This is a genomic window from Leptospira alexanderi serovar Manhao 3 str. L 60 (assembly GCF_000243815.2).
GTDB lineage: Bacteria > Spirochaetota > Leptospiria > Leptospirales > Leptospiraceae > Leptospira > Leptospira alexanderi.
The window spans coordinates 42,119-60,779 of sequence record NZ_AHMT02000044.1; the positions used below are offsets into that span (position 1 = coordinate 42,119).

At 40.8% G+C, this 18,661-nt stretch carries 15 protein-coding genes and 2 pseudogenes; 6 read left to right on the forward strand and 11 right to left on the reverse strand.

Annotated features, from left to right (window positions below; all coding sequences use genetic code 11):
- Positions 1-122: 122 nt before the first annotated feature.
- The 3 genes and pseudogenes from LEP1GSC062_RS13720 to LEP1GSC062_RS24860 all read left to right on the forward strand — a co-directional run bounded on the left by LEP1GSC062_RS13720 (position 123) and on the right by LEP1GSC062_RS24860 (position 4,044).
- Positions 123-1,349 carry a TraB/GumN family protein gene (locus LEP1GSC062_RS13720; RefSeq protein ID WP_039942173.1) on the forward strand — a complete coding sequence of 409 codons (1,227 nt, stop codon included), beginning with the start codon at positions 123-125 and terminating at the stop codon, positions 1,347-1,349.
- Positions 1,346-3,469, forward strand: a complete 2,124-nt coding sequence (locus LEP1GSC062_RS13725; RefSeq protein ID WP_010576285.1) for a 7TM diverse intracellular signaling domain-containing protein — start codon at positions 1,346-1,348, stop codon at positions 3,467-3,469. Before LEP1GSC062_RS13720 ends, LEP1GSC062_RS13725 begins: the two co-directional genes overlap by 4 nt.
- Positions 3,470-4,044: pseudogene (locus LEP1GSC062_RS24860) on the forward strand (penicillin-binding protein activator LpoB).
- A gap of 105 nt (positions 4,045-4,149) precedes the next feature.
- On the opposite strand, the gene LEP1GSC062_RS13735 reads toward LEP1GSC062_RS24860, so the two are convergent.
- The gene (locus LEP1GSC062_RS13735) at positions 4,150-5,124 is read right to left on the reverse strand and encodes a lecithin--cholesterol acyltransferase (RefSeq protein ID WP_020984594.1); all 975 of its coding nucleotides are present in this window, start codon (positions 5,122-5,124) and stop codon (positions 4,150-4,152) included.
- A gap of 51 nt (positions 5,125-5,175) precedes the next feature.
- Here LEP1GSC062_RS13735 and LEP1GSC062_RS13740 point away from each other — a divergent pair, with 51 nt between their 5' ends.
- The 3 genes from LEP1GSC062_RS13740 (at position 5,176) to LEP1GSC062_RS13750 (ending at position 8,443) form a co-directional block, all read left to right on the forward strand.
- A complete protein-coding gene (locus LEP1GSC062_RS13740; protein ID WP_010576283.1) occupies positions 5,176-5,583 on the forward strand; it encodes a hypothetical protein in 408 nt (135 codons plus the stop codon).
- Positions 5,571-6,989 (forward strand): UTP--glucose-1-phosphate uridylyltransferase, encoded by a 1,419-nt coding sequence (locus LEP1GSC062_RS13745; RefSeq protein WP_010576282.1) that lies wholly within the window; start codon positions 5,571-5,573, stop codon positions 6,987-6,989. Before LEP1GSC062_RS13740 ends, LEP1GSC062_RS13745 begins: the two co-directional genes overlap by 13 nt.
- Before the next feature lie 98 nt (positions 6,990-7,087).
- Positions 7,088-8,443 (forward strand): EAL domain-containing protein, encoded by a 1,356-nt coding sequence (locus LEP1GSC062_RS13750; protein WP_010576281.1) that lies wholly within the window; start codon positions 7,088-7,090, stop codon positions 8,441-8,443.
- Between the two features lie 567 nt (positions 8,444-9,010).
- On the opposite strand, the gene LEP1GSC062_RS13755 is transcribed toward LEP1GSC062_RS13750, so the two are convergent.
- The 10 genes and pseudogenes from LEP1GSC062_RS13755 to LEP1GSC062_RS13805 form a co-directional block, all read right to left on the reverse strand.
- The gene (locus tag LEP1GSC062_RS13755; protein WP_010576280.1) at positions 9,011-11,410 is read right to left on the reverse strand and encodes a C1 family peptidase; all 2,400 of its coding nucleotides are present in this window, start codon (positions 11,408-11,410) and stop codon (positions 9,011-9,013) included.
- Between the two features lie 11 nt (positions 11,411-11,421).
- Positions 11,422-11,879, reverse strand: a pseudogene (locus LEP1GSC062_RS24865) (LIC_20196 family exoprotein).
- 175 nt (positions 11,880-12,054) lie between these two features.
- On the reverse strand, positions 12,055-12,693 hold the full coding sequence (locus tag LEP1GSC062_RS13770) for an energy transducer TonB (protein WP_010576279.1): 639 nt from the start codon (positions 12,691-12,693) through the stop codon (positions 12,055-12,057).
- A gap of 18 nt (positions 12,694-12,711) precedes the next feature.
- The gene (locus LEP1GSC062_RS13775; RefSeq protein ID WP_010576278.1) at positions 12,712-13,116 is read right to left on the reverse strand and encodes an ExbD/TolR family protein; all 405 of its coding nucleotides are present in this window, start codon (positions 13,114-13,116) and stop codon (positions 12,712-12,714) included.
- Between the two features lie 25 nt (positions 13,117-13,141).
- A complete protein-coding gene (locus tag LEP1GSC062_RS13780; RefSeq protein WP_039942139.1) occupies positions 13,142-13,756 on the reverse strand; it encodes a MotA/TolQ/ExbB proton channel family protein in 615 nt (204 codons plus the stop codon).
- A gap of 80 nt (positions 13,757-13,836) precedes the next feature.
- Positions 13,837-14,355: a hypothetical protein gene (locus tag LEP1GSC062_RS13785; RefSeq protein ID WP_010576276.1), complete on the reverse strand. Its 519-nt coding sequence runs from the start codon at positions 14,353-14,355 to the stop codon at positions 13,837-13,839.
- Positions 14,355-16,961 (reverse strand): TonB-dependent receptor plug domain-containing protein, encoded by a 2,607-nt coding sequence (locus LEP1GSC062_RS13790; protein WP_010576275.1) that lies wholly within the window; start codon positions 16,959-16,961, stop codon positions 14,355-14,357. Before LEP1GSC062_RS13790 ends, LEP1GSC062_RS13785 begins: the two co-directional genes overlap by 1 nt.
- Positions 16,962-16,971: 10 nt before the next feature.
- Complete coding sequence (locus tag LEP1GSC062_RS13795) at positions 16,972-17,388, reverse strand: hypothetical protein (RefSeq protein ID WP_010576274.1); 417 nt, start codon at positions 17,386-17,388, stop codon at positions 16,972-16,974.
- A 1-nt stretch (position 17,389) separates the two neighbouring features.
- Positions 17,390-18,067 carry a hypothetical protein gene (locus LEP1GSC062_RS13800; protein ID WP_020984613.1) on the reverse strand — a complete coding sequence of 226 codons (678 nt, stop codon included), beginning with the start codon at positions 18,065-18,067 and terminating at the stop codon, positions 17,390-17,392.
- Positions 18,039-18,416, reverse strand: coding sequence for an LIC20211 family lipoprotein (locus LEP1GSC062_RS13805; protein ID WP_020984587.1), 378 nt, complete (start codon positions 18,414-18,416; stop codon positions 18,039-18,041). The genes LEP1GSC062_RS13800 and LEP1GSC062_RS13805 overlap by 29 nt, the downstream gene beginning before the upstream one ends.
- Positions 18,417-18,661: the final 245 nt, after the last annotated feature.

Below are 18,661 nucleotides of genomic sequence, written 5' to 3' on the forward strand. Positions count from 1 at the left end.
AGGAGGCTCCCTAATTCTTCAATACTTTTTTGAGACAATTTGAAGAAGTAGATACCTTTGAATCTAAAAACAGCAGAATTTCATTTTACTCTCGGATCTTGATTCCATATACTGCCTTTGGAATGGCAAAAGCGGCACTTAAAAATAAGGTAAAATCCGAACACAAAAAAAAGGTCTCGGGCTCTGAACCGATTGAAACGTTTAAACTGGGCAAGACGATCGTAACGGTTCTTGGGACTGCGCATATCAGTCAAAAAAGTATAGACGAGGTTCAAAAAATCATCCGGAAAGAAAAGCCGGACACGGTCTGCGTTGAGCTTTGTAACTCTAGAATGCGTTCTATTAAGGATAACGAGCACTGGAAAAAATTAGATATATTCAAAGTTTTTAAAGAAAGAAAGATGTATCTTCTCCTTTCAAGCCTTATTCTCTCCGCATTCCAAAAAAAACTCGGTAGGGACTCCATTCGCCCCGGGGATGAGATGAGAATGGCGATCGTCGAAGGTGAAAAAATCGGCGCCAGAATCGTTCCAATTGATCGGGAAATTTCAACGACTCTCAAAAGAGCCTGGTGGAACATCGGAATTTTCAATCGTATGTTTCTTCTTTCCGCGCTGTTGACTTCTCTTTTCGTGAAAGAGGATGTCTCCGAGGAAAAAATCGAAGAGATGAAATCGGAAGATGTTCTCAAGGATCTTTTTTCCCAACTTCCGAAACGTTACGAGTCGATTAAGAACGTAATCATTGATGAACGGGATTCCTATCTCGCTCAAAAGATTCGAGACGCCGCAAAGGAAGGGAAGAAAATTTTTGCCGTAGTCGGCGCGGGGCATTTGCAAGGTATCATGAATCACGTTCAAGAAGAGAGGGATATTTCCAGCCTCGATCATTTACCTCGAAAAGTGGCTCTGGACCGTTGGAAAGGTCTTTTGATTCCGGGGATTTTTTTCGGTCTCATTCTGACCGTTTTCTATTTCGGAGGCAGACAACAAGGTCAGGAATTAGTTCTTCGTTGGATTTTAGTCAAAGGCGGACTTGCCGCGTTAGGCGCTATTATTTCTCTCGCACACCCTCTATCCGTGATCCTTGCGTTTCTTGCGGCTCCCATAGGTAATTTTAATCCGATTATCAAGCCGGGTTGGATTGCCGCGTTATGCGAGTCTTGGTTACGTAAACCTCTCGTCGAGGACTTCGAAAAAATCGCTCAGGATTCGGAACACTGGAAAGGATATTGGAAGAATAACGTGATTCGTATCTTTCTCGTGTTTATACTTCCTCAAATAGGCAGTAGTATCGGTACGTTTATCGTAACTGCAGACTTATTCCGAGTTCTTAAGGGATTGATGTGATTTTCGGGCTTCGGAAATCTAAGGCCTTTTTCTTTTCGATTTTGGCTTGTTCCGGGGCTTCTTTCGCGATTCATTCCGAGTCCGCCGAATTCGAACCGAATGCGGTAATGAAAGGATGGAATCTTCAACCGTATCTAACGTATTACGAAGACAAGTCAGGAAAACTTTCTTTTCCCGAGATTCAAAATATCTTTCGGTCTGGGAAATCGATTCCGCTTTTCTATAGTAGCCTCGGATATTCTGATGCAACGATTTGGGTTCGGATTCCGGTTTCTAATTCGGAAAAGAGAACAAAAAATTGGGTCCTTCTATTTTCTTATTGTCTGATCGATTCTTTGCAGTTTTATTCCGTTCGAAACGGGCCCTCGCCTCTGGTGGTTTCCGGAGATAAACTTCCATTTGCAACAAGACTTGCGGAAAATCGAAATTTCCCATTTCAATTGAGCGAACCTCCTCTTTCCAAAAACGACTATTATATTCGAATCGAATCCAGGAATTCAATCATCGTTCCCTTATCCGCGTATTCACGGACTCAATTTTTGGAACAAACCGCAAAAGAATATACTATCCTCGGTTTGTACTACGGAACGATGCTTGTGATGTTTATCTACAATTTGTTTCTTTTGATTACGATTCGAGATATAAGTTATCTTTATTATAGTATATTCATATTTTTTGATATTCTTTTCCAGATGACGCTGAACGGCTTGTCCTTTCAGTTTTTATGGCCTAATAACCCAGGATGGGGGAATGTAAGCCTTCCGTTTTTTATGTTTTCTGCGCTTCTCGCGGCATGTTTGTTCGGAAAATCCTTTTTAGAATCCTCTAAAATGACTCCGATCACGAACAAATTTTATTATCCGATCATGACGATTTGCGGGTTCGGTTGTGTTGGTTCCTTAACTTTTTTCACTTATACGTTCAGCGTGATTTCAAGTATTATCGTTCTTTTGATCGTTCTAACTTTGCTTTTGACTAACAGCCTTCAATGTGTATGGAAAGGACATCGTCCGGCTCGATTTTTCCTAATGGCTTGGTCCGTTTTGATTTTGGGGAGTTTTTTATATGCGATGAGCGCCTTTGGAGTGTTTTCGGATAATTTTTTTACTCAATGGGGCTTACAGATTGGATCCGCGATTGAAGTTGCTCTTCTTTCTTTGGGATTGGCGGACCGGATCAAACAACTTTCCTTAACTTTAGAGATGCAAATGAAGAGTTTAGGCCTTTTGAAACAAAGACATGAACAATCTGCGGTTCAGTATAAAAATTTATACGAAGGCGAGGAAGATTTTCTTTTCGATTTGGATTTCAACGGAACGATCACAGGAAGTAATAAGTCTATCGCTACGTTTTTAGGTTTTAAACCGCAGGACGTGATCGGTAAGAATTTTTTTGATCTGGTGTACAAAACGGGGAGTTTGGAGGACATATTCAAAAAATTGTATGTTATGGAAAAGATGGAAGAGTTGTATTCCACGAGAAAACCAGTTCATTTTCGAGTCGATTTCATTCAGAAATATCTGAAAGAGCCGAAAGAGTTACAGGTTCGTCTTCAAATTTTAGAGCACAAATACGGTCGGGATGTCTTAGGAAGAGCTTTTGAACCGGATCGAGATCTGATAGGGAGATTTCTGGATGAGGAGAGAATCGTGTTTTCAATGAACAATTCTCTTCAAAATGCGGAACTTCTGAGCCAGAGACTTACATTTAATCTTATACGTTTTACTAATCCTGCTATGGCTCTTTCGATTCGAACAGGCCTTAGAGAGATGCTCATCAACTCGATTGAACACGGAAATCTTAATATATCCAACGAAGATAAGGCCAAATCCTTAAAAAGTAGAAATTATTTTCAATTTATCCTAACTCGTCAAAACGATCCGCATTACAGGGATAAAAAAATTCTCGTGGAATATTTTCTTTCCAGTCAAAAGGTGGGTTACAGAATTACGGACGAAGGGAAAGGATTCAATCACGCGAGAATTGTTCGAAATGCTCTTTCTAAAACGAATGAAAATGCAGCTTTACGGACTAGAGGAATCGCGTTTGCACTTTCCACTTTCGACGTAGTGAAATTCAATTCTGCAGGAAACCGAGTCACCTTGGTTAAGTATTTCTAAATGAAACATTTTATTTTTATAATATTATTTCTTTTGTTATTTTTCACGGATTGTGCGGTCGTAGGACGTTCTTCGAAAAAGAATCTTCCGAAACCTTTAGGCGTGGTTTTGCAAGAAGTTTCTACCGAGTTGAAAAAACAAATCAACGTCAACCGACAAGCTTATTTTCCCGAAAAAAAGGCGCGTTAAAACTTACCGTTCTCCCTTTGTTAAATGAAAACGGTTTGGTTACCATTTTAGGAGCCACGATCTCCTCTCAACTTCTGCCGCAGATGTATGATCCGGGAAAGATTGCACTCGTGGAAAAGTCTCAATTGGGGCGACTCGTCGACGAACAAAGTTTTCAAAAGTCCGGATTGGTGCTTTCAGATCAAAATCTGGAGATCGGAAAATTATCGGGAACGGATCTTCTACTTTTAGGAGTGGTTCAATTTAACGATCAGACGTTTTTACTTCAACTGAGAGTCGTATCTCTTCAGTCGGGAGAAATTCTCGCTTTATCGGAATCTGTTTTTGATTCGGACGATACTCTTTACGGTCAGTACCGTTCTATTACTACGGCTCCGCGGAATTAGACTCATAGGAAAAACCTGCTTTTAGTTTGCTTGATTTTGGGAGGAGGTAACCGAGTTGATCCATAAAAATCAAAAATCTACTCTCTCAGGTATTTCGCCTAACGCTTATTTTTTTTTCGCTGCTGATTTGTTTTTGCCGGAAGTCGAAATCGGTTTTTTCTTAGACACATTTTTCGTTTTGGAGCGGACAACCCGCGGATTTATGACGGACTTTGTTTTTCCTTTGGAAGTCGGATTTGTCTTTTGATTTTTTGTTGTAGCATTTTTTTTAACAAGCGGTTTTGACTTCGAAGCGTGTGCTTTCATCGATTTCTTCTTTGCCGAAAGATTTCCTTTTAAAGTTTCGGATTGAAATATTTGTGATTGAGCTTTTGTTATAGGAATCGTTTGCTTTTCAAATTCCTGCGCGGTCGTACTCGGATAATGGAGCGAAAGAAATTCCAAAATCGTTCGAATATTCTCCGCTTTACGAACTTGATTGTAGTTTCCTGGAATATCGAACCAAAGATCTCTTCCTTCCCCGTAAACGGAAGAAGAAGCTGGAAGAAAGATAAATTCTTTTAAAGGTGAAAGGGGATGAAAACGGTCCATGAATAAAAAAGTTTTAAAGAGTTCTTTCAAATATTCGGAACCGTAACGCAAACCGCTTAAGGGAAAAAGGGAAAACAAATAACTTCCTCGGAACGGAGTTCCTAAAGTTACGAGTCCTCGGATTTTTTGACGGCTTCGATCCGGAAGCAACAAAGTCAAAAGTCCGCCCGTATTGTGGGCGAGTAGAATGGATTTAGAGGGAATTTGATCCATTTGTTTTGCGAGAATTTCCACGGCTTTTTTTGTGTTGAATAAAAAAGGAGGAATTCTCAAAATTTTAGGCCGATATCCTTTCGATTCTAAAGCCTTGCACAGTTTGGAATAAAACAAAGTTCCCGAAAGATAACCAGTTACGATATAAATATCTCCTTTGGAAAGACTTGGATTTGCACTTGAGGGGAATAACGAAGAAATTAAAGAAAACATGAATTCTAAAATCTCGGAAAGGAAATAAAAAAACGTTCTAAGAGTAGATATGATTTTTTTCATGAGAATGGCTTGAAGTTATGGAGTGAAAAGATAAGACTGTCAGAGTCTTTCATGAAAACAAAGAAGCTGATTCTTTTCCTATGGATTTTTTTCATTCTGCCTTCCGTTGTCTATTCAAATATTCCGACACATTTCGGCATGGAGAAAAATTTCAAGGAAACTTGGAGAAAGTTGTTTCCGGTTCCTTATACGAAAATTTTAAAACACGATTTGACGGGTAAGGGAGTTTTGGTTTATAAAAAAACTCCGAAAACTATCGTTTATATCTATACGTATCTCGTTTTTCTTCCTTTGTATTCGGAAAACGAAGAAGTCCCTAAGGCAATTCCCGGTAAAGGAAAAGAAGTAAGAGCGAAACTTTTTTACGAACCTTCGAACCCAACCGAGAAATTCTTGATTGAGCTTACCGAATTCGACGAACAATACAATAGCAAATCGGTGGTTCGATGGATTCGATGAAATTAGAGGCGGATGAACTAATCCAAAAGAAAATGGCTGCCGAAGGTTTGTCTTCCGCCTTCATCCAGGACTTTTTGAAAAAAACGGATCTGGTTCGAAATGGGGAAACTGGAATTGTTCGCTGGGAGGAAGTAGGCGATCTGGATCCGGTTACGGACGAAATCGCTCTCGAACAAATTGAAAAAGAGAATATCCCAGATCCGTCAATCCTTAAGAATCTGGTTGTTATCAAACTGAACGGAGGACTTGGAACTTCGATGGGGCTTTCCGGTCCCAAGTCCTTGATTGAATTGAAAGACGGGATGTCCTTTTTAGAAATCGTCGCCAAACAATCCGAATTCATTCAAAAGAAATATAACGTGTCTGTTCCTTTGATTCTGATGGACAGTTTCAATACACAAAGTGAAAGTCAGACGGAACTGAAAAGAATCGGGTTCCGACAAAAATTCCCGACTTCTTTCTTACAGCATAAAGTACCTCGTCTTTTAAAAGAGAATCTAACGCCGATTGTGTGCAAAAATCCTGACGATGAATGGTGTCCTCCCGGCCACGGGGATATTTGGATTTCTCTTTTGGAGACTGGATTTTTGGACACTCTCATTGCAAATGGATACAAAGTTGCGTTTGTATCTAACGGGGATAATTTAGGAGCTACGGTACATCCCGGAATTCTTTCTTATATGTTGAAAGAAAAATTAGAATTCTGTATGGAAATGACTCCGAAGACTCTTGCCGATAAAAAAGGCGGGGCGATCTACAAAAGGATCGTTCATGGAAAACTGGAGAATTATCAACTTCTCGAAACGGCTCAGGTTCCTCAAGAACACATACGCGAGTTTGAAGGTTTGGGCAAGTTTAGAACTTTTTCGACCAACAATCTCTGGATCGATTTAATTGCTCTTAGGGAAAAAATTCTTCAAGGCAATTTTGAACTTTCTCTGATCGTAAATCCGAAAACGGTCGAAGGAAAAGACGTTCTCCAGCTTGAAACCGCAATGGGGTCCGCGATCCGAAATTTTAATAAAATCAAGGGGATCATTATTCCCAGGGATCGGTTTACTCCTGTAAAAAAATGTGAGGATTATCTTGCTCGAAGATCCGACGCGTATCATCTTTGGGAAAACTACTCGATTACGATGTCCGACGCAAGGAAGGAATCGGGGTTAGGCGAAGTATTGATTACTCTGGATGAAAAATACTACAAAAAAATCCAAGACTTCAATCGACTCTTTCCGGAGATCCCTTCTTTGGTGCGTTGCACCTCTCTCATTGTTCAGGGAGAAGTGTTATTCGATCAAAAAGTTTCAATCGTAGGTGAGGTAGTGATCCAGAACAACGGTTCCGGGCTTCGTAGAATATCGGACTTGGGATCGGGAGTTTTAGAGTCCGGAAAATATTCCTTTTAAGACTTTACAAAGAAAATCTTTAAAAGGAATATTTTATTGGAATTTTTGGAACGAATCGGTTCAAATCCAGTAAGATTTTTTGAATCATAAAGGTTAAAATGACAACTTCTAAAAGTCTGAAGATCCGATCCTTTGACGAAGGTAAAATTGAGCAGTTCAAAAACGTCTTTATCAACGAAAACAGAGGTAAGCCGATTGTTCTTCTTCGGTTTCAAGATATAAAATCCTTATCCTTTATTGATTTCTTACAACTTGTTCCAATCAAAATATCGGAACTGTGCCCCGGTGCGGAAAACCACTATTCTTATTACTGTTATGGAGATAAAAAGAATCTGCTGATCGGAGTCGCTCCGATTCAAATGAACGGCGGCTCAAACGGATTTTTAAACTTTGATTCGCTTCTTGGACGATTCAGAGAGGTTTCGATCAAAAACGGTTCTATGAATTTCGATTTCGGAATTGCAAGAACCCAATGTAATTATATTTCTTATGTGGACGAAATCTTTCATGAATTGGAAGTTTCTTCGCTCAAAAATTTGCAGGACAATCTCATCCGTTGGAGTTGGACTTATCTCAATCGGGTCAATGATTATTTTGCTGGTGAAAAAGCGGATGCTGTCATTCAGCCGATCATTTACTACAATCATAAGGCACGCACGTATTCTATGAAAGGAGGGGAGGTATTTGTCGGAGGAGAAGCTTACTCGGGTTATGCGGATCTTATTCGGGATATTCCTCACGATCAGGATCTAAATCGAATCGAACTTCTGATTTTGGAAAAATTGACTGTATGTTGTAACGGAGCCCCTGGCCTTTTAAAATTTAACATTTCTCCGCAGACTCTTATCGATACGTTTGATACAGACGAAAAAGTAACTCGTTTTCATAATCTTCTTCTCAATCAAAATCTAAATCCGGCTCTCATAAGAATGGAATTAATTGAAAAACCGTACGAAGAAACAGATGTCACACTCAAGAGCGTATGTAAGAGATTCTGGAATTTTGGGATCAGTTTTGCGGCAGATGATTTCGGAGTCAAAAGCCAAAGCCACCAGATTGTTTTGGATCTGGGAGAAATGATTAAAGAATTCAAACTTGATCCGATCAGTTTTAAATTTAAGGCCAATCAGGATCTTACTAAATTTTTGGATAACTTAGCATTTATCGATTATTGCAGGAGACTTTCGGATAATCGGGAAGCGATTATCACAGCCGAGGCTTTGGAAGACATAGATTCCTTGAACTTCTTAATTACACACCAAGTCTATTATTTCCAAACCAATCTATTCTGTAAGAAGATTTCCGTCGAAGAATATAAGGAAATTTTTAAAGATATGCAGGATCTTCCGGAAACAATCGTGAATCAAATTTTGAGTTCAGAAGAACTTCTTTTCAGATTAAAGAAAAAAGGAAATATCTTCAAACTCGCAAAAGAACTGGAACTTGTTTCTTAAATAACGTGAGTTCGGCGTAAAAAAGTTTGAGCGAATAAGAAACTAAAGTGCAACGACTCCCTGAACTCAGCAAACACCTTCCTATGGGTCGGTGTTTAGGTCGCTCTGCGGGTTGTCGTCGCAGCTCGCGAATTTCATAGATAAAATGCTCGCGACCGCGCTTTAACTCAATGTTTCTCCCTACGGGTCGAAACATATAATCGCTTTCGCATTTTGTTATACCGAACTCACGTTAAGTTAAGTTCTATTTGGATCCAAGATAAAATCCGTCGGAAGTACGACAATCCTCCGTGAATAAAAGTCGCCCACAACGCGCCCTTCGAAAGCGTTGTGCCTGATTTTTCCTGATGTATGAACCGACGACATGAGTGGAGAAGGAAGAGGTGGTGGGGAAGACTTGAGGTTTTTTTCTATCACAAAATCATAATTTTGTAAATAGAAAGTCTCCTTTTTGTGAGGACTCCCACAAAAATTCCCGCTTTTTTAACCACCATGATCTCAATCACTTTTCCGGCTTACGAGAGATTAGCGCGGTAAAATATTACTAACTCCTAATCAACGATTTTCTTATTCTTTTAGGAAGGACAAGTTGGATTTTTGACTTACAATCGATACGTCTTTCATCGTGACCGAAAGAGCATCCCCCGATTTTTCGATCTCTATTTTAAATTTTCCGTCCTTGTCGATGATCGGTGATTCCTCTACGTATTTACCTTCGAAGATTTTCTTTTTATTGAACTTTACGGTGTAATTGACATTATCCTGACTTTCGATTTCTAAAAGCACTTGACTTACTCCGTTATTTCCATCCCAGGCCATTGCGGTCCAAGGCCCCTTGAATTTCTCCAAAGTGGAATCTCCACCGAAGGTTCTTTTTTTAGGAGCGGTAACTGCGGCGGAGATTACGGCCGACACTGGAAGGGATTTTTCGCTTTCTCCCCCGAGATCAGTTTTTGAAGCCACAGAATAAAGAAATAAAGTTTCTTTTTCCGGGACGGCAGCCACGTAATCGTTTTTGTTTCCCGCGGAACCGAGAAAGGTCCATTTTGATTCTCCTCTTTTCTTACGAAAAACATAATATTCTGATGCTTCTTTCGTCTTATCCCAAGTCAGACTTATCTTAGCCGCTTTTGTATCTAGAACACCTTTTAGGTTTTCAGGAGAAGTAATTTTTACCCCCCTTTGTTTGTTGGGATCGGTATATCCATAGGCAAAACTTGAGAACGGACCGTTTTTCCCTTCCGAATTTACGGCTGTTACGGAATAGTATGCGAATCGAGCGGGCAGATTTTCATCGATGAATTCTTCCGCTCCCGTTTCGGAAATTTTTTCCCAAGCTCCTCCTCCAATCCAACCGGATTTTACATATCGAAATACGAAATATTTGGAAGCTCCAGAAACTTTCTGCCATTTCAATTCTACTTTATTTTGATAAGAACCTCGGCTAGCAACTAATCCCAACGGCTTTGCGGGAGGGGTCTTCGGTTGAGCTGTAAAACCGCTCACCGCATCGGAAGGTTCTCCGGTTTTTCCGCTAAGTTTAGCAGAAACTACATAGATTTCCACAATACCTTTTTTTGCCGCGGAATGATCCACATAACTGTTGATCTTGGAGTTCCCGATCGGATTATATCTCTTCTGAGCCTTATTCCATTTAAAGATTTGGTATTCGGAAGAAGCGGCTCCCGGCTCCCAAGTGAGTTCGATTTTGTTGTCGTATTGACCTTGTGTCGCTTTCACCCCCAAAACCTTGGGAGGAGGTTTTAGTTCTTCCGTTTTTGCAAATCCGATTACCTCGCCCTGAGATAAATCGGAAGCGGAAGAATCCGTTAAAGTCATAATCTTGTATCTATACGCGAGATTCGGTTGAACTCCGTCATCGTTAAAGCTATTCGTGCTCGCTAAACCGATCTTCCCGAAATCGGAATCTCCTGGACCCTTTCTATGAATTTCGTATCCGACTGCGTTCGGAACGACTTCCCAGTTGATTAAAACCTTATCCGTAAAACTTCCTTGAGAAGCGGTGATGGAAGAAGGTGCTACTGGATTGGAATCACTCACGATCGAAGTGGGTTCGGGAGTGTTGGAATCCGGCTTTCCTTGATCGCTGACGGTTTCAACCTGGTCGATCATTACGAAGGCGCCTTGACAAATTCGAGTAAACCAACGATAGTCTATATAACCGTAACCTTGGTCGCCCCAGTCCGTTCCCCAAGAATTGATGAATTTTACGGCATTCTTAGAATCGTCGTAACCGACGATTGCGATCGCGTGTCCTCCGTAGGTTTTGCCTAGACCCTCTTTGTAAATCTGATCTCCTTTCAGATTGAAAAAGTTCTCATAAACCAAAACTCCTGCGACAACCGGCTTACCTTCCGCAAGTTGCGCTTTCACTTCGGTTATGTCTGTCGTTTTCACCCTTAAAAATTCTTTAGCCTTGTACTTGGAAGCGGCGTCGATTGCTGCTTGAGAAGGGCGGGCTCTGTAGTCGGCGGAATTATAGGGCATTGTTTCCCAAGGTGCCGCTCCCATTTCCACGATCACACGCATCGCGTCGGAGATCAAAGATCCGTTGTCTCTTCCTCCATTGATTTGATTGTAGATAAACGCGGGCGAAAAGATTTTGCTATAATTCGGAGTTCCTTCGGGGGTTCTGAGAGACCAATCCTTGGAACCTTTTCTTTCGATATATTCTTGGAAGCTTTTAGTTGCGTAGGCGGTGGACCAAGCGACACAACTGCCTTGTTCCCCCTGATTTCCTACGGGAGGCATGGAAGGAGAAAGGTCCACGTTCGAAGCAAGCCCTCTGTGAGAAATTCCGTACGGATTCGTGTCCCTTAAGGAGGAAAGGAGTTCGGAGGATTCTTGTTGCATCCCCAAAGAACGAGTCAACGGTTGCGCAAAAATTGGATTAAGAGCGAGCGAAAAAAGAATCGATGTTAAAATAGAATATTTTAAAATTCTCATATACTTTCCTATTAATTTCCTTTTTGGGATTGAACTACTTCCCGGATTTTATCTTCCGTTTCTCTGGAATATTCTTTAAACGCAAAGGGATGGGGCTCGTAGAGTGTAATCAACTGTGATTCATTCCCTTTGCTATCCTTAACTGTTTTTTGATTTAAGAATAGAATGTAATCCCCTTCAGGAGGAGCGGCTTTCAGCCATTTTCCTAAAAGTTCCGGAAAGATCATAAATCCGATTTCAAACTTGGCGGGAAGTTTTTCTCCGCCTTTCCAGGGTTTTAGAATTTCAACCGTAGCTATTACGGAAATCGAAGTTTCGGAAATTTTTTTTCGCGAACGTTTGTAATTCGAGTGAGAGCTATGTAATCGGAATTTTTAACCTGATGTTCAAGGGTAGGGGGAGCGGGTACCGATAAAAGCGGTAAAGTAAAAAATAGTAAACCGATCCAAGCAAACGCTTTCAAATTCATCTTTGTCTCCATCGGCTGATTTTTTTCAGCCAAAAATGAAGTATGAACTTGCAATTCGACTCCGCAAGGAATTTTTTAAATTTCAAAGAAGAGAACTTCTGGTTCTTGAAAAGAATGGAAAACGAAAAAGTATTGTTTGAGTAAGAATCTCGAAGAGCTGAAATTTGAAATAAAATCAGTCTTCGAGATTGAAATGAATCGGAACCCGATGCGACATTTTTGTCGGTCTTCCTTGGACGTATCCAGGACTCCAGCGCGCCAGTTTGACGATTTTAAGTGCCGCTTCGTCAAAACCGAAGCCTGCCTTTCCGGAAGCGACTTTTGCTCCTTGTAGATTTCCTTGTTCATCGATTTGAACAATGACTACAACTTGTTTTGTTACGATCCCAGCGGATTTTGCTTGAGGTGGAAAAAAATCTCTCAAATCAAAATCGATAATCGGAGTTGGAGTTTTATCTCCGTTGTAAGAAAATAAGAATCCGTCTTTGTCAGTTCCGTTTCCGGAAAGAGCGTTCGGATTCAGATCTTCATCGATCGGGTCATCCGCATTTTTGTTGGAACCTTCCACCCATTCCTGTTTTTCAACGGGAGCAGGAGAAGAGGTCCCGCCAATCAATTCGGGAGGGATGTCTTCTAAATCCACTTCCACGTCCTGATTATCCAAATCCTCAGAAGAGATCTCCGCATCGGGAATATAGGTCGCGATGAAATAAATTCCGATTGAAAGTGAATGCAAAGTAAAGGACGCGATCAGACAAAATCGGAACAAACCGAATCGAATGATTTTTTGTTTAATTTCAGAAACGCTTACCATTCTACTTTCCCGTTTCCCTTAACGTTTTACCGAAAGCGCAATTCTAGTAACTCCAGCTTTACGAATCACTCCCATCGTTTCCGCGATTTTCCCATATGAAAGAGAGGAATCGGCCGAAAGAGTCAGACGCATATTCGGTTTAATTTTAGAATCTCTTTCAAGCTGAGCTTGTAATTTTTCTATAGAAGCTTCCACACCTTCTATCAAAATTTTCCCGTCCTTGGTCAAAGCGACTTGAACCGATTGAGCCACATTCGGATCCGCCGCCGAAACCTTGGGAAGATTGATGTTGATGGATTCTTTTTTTAAGAAGTTAGCAGTCACCATAAAGATCACTAAAAGAACTAGAATCACATCCACCATCGGAGTGATATTAATATTGCCTATTTCTTCTCCGTCGCCGGAGGGAGCAGAACCTGCCATGTTTTTTTACCTTCTCCTTATAAGTTTATTTCTTACGGGAAAGACTTGCAAGAAACTCTTTTGAAAGAATTTCCAAATTTGCCTGAATGATCTTTAATTTACGAGTAAAATAGTTGTTCGCCATTACGACCGGAATTGCAACTCCTAATCCGGCGGCGGTTGCAAGAAGGGCCGTAGAGATACTTCTCATTACGAATTCAGCCCCAGTACTTCCTAACGTTCCCAGTCCGTAGAAGGCTTTGATCACACCAAGAACCGTTCCCAGTAGACCAATAAAAGGTGCGTTATTTCCTAAAGTGTTTAAAATCGGAAGGTGGTTTTCGAGTTCAATTCTTTCTCCGATGATTTTACCTTCTTGCAATTCTGAGAGGGCTTCGTGGCCGGCTTCGTAATTTTCTGTGGAAAATTGGGAAAACTTTGCATATATATTTGTGGGGTTTTCGCTTGCTATAGTCTTTACGGCTCCAAAATCTCCCTTTCTAATTTCAGAGGTTAAGATAGGAAGAACTACGTCAGTATTTCTAAGATTTCTGCGAAAAATTAGAATTCTTTCTGTTCCTACTGCAAGAGCGATAATGCTGGCTACAAGCATGACAATAAAAATGAACGTCTCGCCGTATTCAACTAAAAACATAGTCATAATTGGATCCTCTAATATACTTTATTTTATAAAACCGATAAGGTCTCAAACTGTAATTGTTCTCTTTAAAACAATATTTTTTATTCCCCAGAAATACTCACACAAGTTTTTGTGCAAGAAAAAGTTCCGGTAGATAATCCTGAAATCTGAGAAAGCCCACTTTCCCCGCAGGTTCCCGCAGAATCTTTACTCAACCAATAGGATCGATTACAATTCATTACGCAGGTTTTGGCTCTATTCGTAAATTTTGCGAACGTAGGGGAGTTTAGCAAAACACTACAAAAATCCTGATATGTTCCAAGTGATGTGTTCCCATTGCTAAACAAGGTAACGATGGCGGCTTCCGAAAGTGGGGTTGGTAAATCGGGAGTTTTGTTCAGACAAGTTTGAGCCGCTTGTAGGGATGTGACACAAGATTCAACCGGATCCGTCGGAGACAAAAGTAAATATTGGAGAAGGACTCTTTTTTCGTTTTCTCTGTTGAAATTATCGCTTTCGTTCGGAAAATTATTACAATTCCAAATTAAAAGGAATACAAATAGGAAGTACGAAAAGTTTCCGATTCGTTTCCACGAAATGGTGAAAGGATTCTTTTTCATTAGAACTTCACCTCGATTCCTATGTTAAAGAACGGAATGACTACGCCCCCCGGTAATGCAATGGTCCCAAATGTCGGACTCGGTTTCGGGTTTGTAGAAGAATAAGGACGCGTAACGTTGAAAGTTTCTCCGGAAACGTTCTGTCTCATGTAGACGTTGATAATTTCGAAGAATGTGTTTACGTAGCCCCATTCGTAATTTAAGAATCTATCAATTCGGATATCAAATCTGTGATAATCCGAAAGTCGCTTCGTATTGATATAGTCGGCGAGATATGGATTGTTTGCCGAAACCGGCGCCCAAATCGTTTGGTTGTTCGTCGGATTAGAAAATCTACCGCCGTCGTCTCCTACGATCGGAGTAATTGGCATGGAAGTTAAGTAAGACCACCTTCCGCCAAGTTGCCAATCCTGGCTGAATTTCCAACCGAAAACTACGTTGATGATATGAGTACGGTCGTAATCATATAAGGTTTCCTTCGAGTTATGATAAGACTGAGCGAGCAATCTTTGTTCCGGCCCGGTAGCAACGGGAGCTATAATTCCGTCTGGTTTATAAATATTAGGATTTCTGAATGTTTGAGACCATGTGTAGGAAATCCAACCGAACCAATCTCTCTTTCCAGGAGTGGCAATTTTACGGATTAAGAGTTCGTAACCTCGAGAGTGGCCGGATCCGTTGTTCGAATAATTGAGAGGTTTATTGACAACGTAAGGCTGAAAAACTTTTCCGTACTGATCCGGATTCGTTCCAATAATCTCCGTAATATAAGGATCGGTTACGATCAAGTTGGAAAATTCCTGTTTAAAAATTTCACCTTTAACTTGCCAATTGGAAGTGAGCTGATGATCGACCCCTCCGCCGTATTTAAAGGCTTTTTGAAATTTCAGGTGAGGGTTTCCGCTTTGTTCGGAAAAACGGGTGTCCAACGGAAAGTTAAAATGATTTCCCGCACCTCCGAAAATGGTCGTTCCTTTGAGAGGACCTTCTTCGAACTTATAGGACATTTGTGCTTTCGGACCGAGCGCGCCGTTTTTGATATAAGGAATGTAATCGTACCTCGCGCCGGGTTCGATAAGTAGACCGCCGAATTTGATCTTCATCGTTGTATAAGCGTTATAGTATTTGCTTTGTACTCGGTTCGTGTCCGAAACGGTTTTAAAGTCGGGAGTTACCGTATCATACGGATTTGGGTCGGGATTATTCGGATCGGTCTGTTGGATTGTATTGCCCGAAGTTTTGTAGTTGAGGAGTCGCATTTCGGAACCGAATTCCAAGGTTAAATGCTTATTGGGATCCCAATAAGCATCTTGTCGAATCCCGGTATAAGCGCCACTTGCTCTTTGTTTCGCTTTCAAGGAGCCGAATAAAACATTGTAATCCACAAATGGATCGTAACTGATCAAGGTAACTCGATTGACGAATTTTTCGAAAGGTCTCCAAATATAACGTAAGGCCTGAGTACGATAACCTTGACCTAATGAAAGATTCCCACCCGAATATTCGGCAAATTGGTCCTTAGTAGGATCATTTTGTCGTTTGGTACGAGGATTGAACGCGGTATCATCTTTTGCAGTCAAAGAATAGAATGAAATCTGGTGCTTATCGTTGAAGTTATAGACCATTTTCACTTGAGAATCCGTATAACGCGGCAAGCGCACCCCATCCGGAAGAGAACTAACACCCGTAATCGTTCCGAGAGTCTCAAATGTTTTATCCATATAACCGACTTTCACAGCACCCAGGATATAACCTTTTCCGTTCGCAAAAGTGGTTTGGTAATTCGCGGAGGCGGCCCAGAGAGAAGACAAAAAATTTCCGCTGGATCGTTCCACTTTATCGGGAGATTCGATTTCGATTACCCCCCCTAACGCGTTGTTGAAGTTTGCGGGGAGAACTCCCGTATAAACGTCCATCGATTTGATTAAGTTTCCGTTGATCGTAGCGGTCAAACCGTCAAAGTGAAACGGATATAAAATAGGAAGATCGTCGTAAAGATAAAGATTCGTAGTCGGATCGGCGCCTCGGAAGGAGTAGTTGCTTGCACCTCCCCCGAAAGCGGAAACAGGAACGACCCCAGGAATTGTTTCAATCGAACGGAGCGGTTCTCCGAAAGTACCGGGCATTCGCTTAATCTCCTCAAAGCGGAGTTTGGTGCGAGACATGAGTTGTTTTTCTCTCTCTCCGGTTACGTTAATTGAACCTTTCGATCCCCCGCCGCCGCTTCCACTTTTGGAAGACTGATCGGAATCAAGAATGACAAGCTCCTCTCCTTCTCCAATTTCCTTGCGAATTTCCTGAAACCCTGTATCTTTTAGAATGCGAAACGTATAAGCACCGGAAGAAGGGGCCGCTGCTTGAAAATATCCTTCCGCATCGGTCTGATAGAACTTTTGGGTTTCAAAAAGTAGAACTCTTACATTTGCCTCTCCCGAATTTTTACTACGAGAATAAACACGGGCACGGAAAGAGACTTCCGCAAATACTTCCATAGTTGGAACCGTAAGAAAGATAAGAAATAAAAACGAAATTCGTTTTTTCAACGTTACGAATCGTTCAATTGATACGGCACGAAGAATGACTAATATGGTTTTAATGATTTTCATCATCGCCTTGCTATAATTTAATTTTTACGAATACTTCCTGAAAGTTTATATACCAAGGTATATCGCCGATGGGATTGTCCACATAGATTAGAACGCAAGCCAAAGGATACGAAACAAAAGGACATTCCGCGCGGGTAATTGCGATCGTGCAGATATCCAAATTCCTTTGTTTAACGTTATGCACAGTGAATGGCATCGGAGTGGGAATCGGATTTCCACATTTATTGCTCAGATAATTTGCGGCGGCATAGATCTGGCTCTGAGAATCTCTCGCCGAAACAACCTCTGATTTTACGCAATTTTGCGAAAATGCCGCCAGGATCAAAATGGAAATAAATCCCAAGAAAGTACGTTGCAAAAGTACTAATCTTTGTCCGAGCGTATTCTTTTTGGCTAAGGACGAATTTACTAAAGAATATTCTAACATACTAATCCTTTTTGGTGCCCCCCACGGAAATACCTCCAGACTCAAGGGGAGGATGTTTTTCACGGCCGACGGAAATTCCTCCGGAAGAGGAATTCGAATTTTGCTTTTCATCTTTCGAAGGAGTAGCATCTGCGGAAGATTCTTTCTTTTGTAATCTCAGTCTTTCTCTTTCCGCTTCCTCTTTATCTCCAATTACACTACCTTTGACTTTCAAAACGGAAACTGTTCCAAGAGGAAACATAACGTGTGTTTCGTGCCAAACCTTAATATTTATAAGACTTCTTCCTCCCGGAACTTTTTGAACCGCTTGGCTGAGCGCATAGTCGATACTAATCGGATTTGTGATTGGAATGATTCCGAAGATAAAAAACGTAGAAGACTCACCCTCTGATTCTTTCTCTAAAATATCATATTCAGAAGTTCGTATAATCGTTGCTGAATCGTAAAGAGCCGGTGAACGCACTCTTCCTCCGGGAGAAAACAAAGTGAAGCCCATACAATTTCCAAAGACGAAAAAAAGAACAACCGCAAAGAAGCCGATCTGAAACGAAGAAAAATTCGAAGCGGGGAGTCTCCCTAAGCCGCAGCTTTTCGGACTCAATGTAACACTTGCGATGGGGCGCTTGAGAGTTCTCTGCGGCGTCAGATCTTTATTTTCTTTTTTTGCCGCTTTGGCCATTGAGTTGATCCTCGAATTTGATCGCTTCCGCATTGATATGGAGCCTATTGACGGTAATGAAAAGAAAAATGTATTTATCGGTCCAATATCGGATATTGATCAAAGCGTCCGCTTCCTTTTCGGCCAACATAGTGGTTACTAGGTTGTCGATCGGAGGTTCAGAGAGGGGAATTCCTACAATTGCGATATCAAACGTACTCCAGATTTTATGTCCTTCCACAGGACCAATCACTTTATATTTATGATCTGCAACGGGAATGTTGCTTGTAGAAATTCCAGCGGAAGAAGTTGCACAATGGAACAAAATCAAAGATATAAAAAATAAAGAAAGAATTTGAAAAGTTTTCACAATTACTCACCTGCAACCCTAATTAATTTATTTCCAATTAGTTTTGCGTCTTAATTATTCGATAGAACACTATATTTACTGGTATCATTTATGGGATATGCCAGCGCAAGAAGAATTTTAGGCTTAAATATTATAGATTTCGATTGTTGAATTGACTTTCAAATAGATGTGGTGATTTTCACTCAATTTAAGATTTATTTTTTGTGCCTCATTTGGAAAACAAAACGTTTTCCGAAAAATAATTT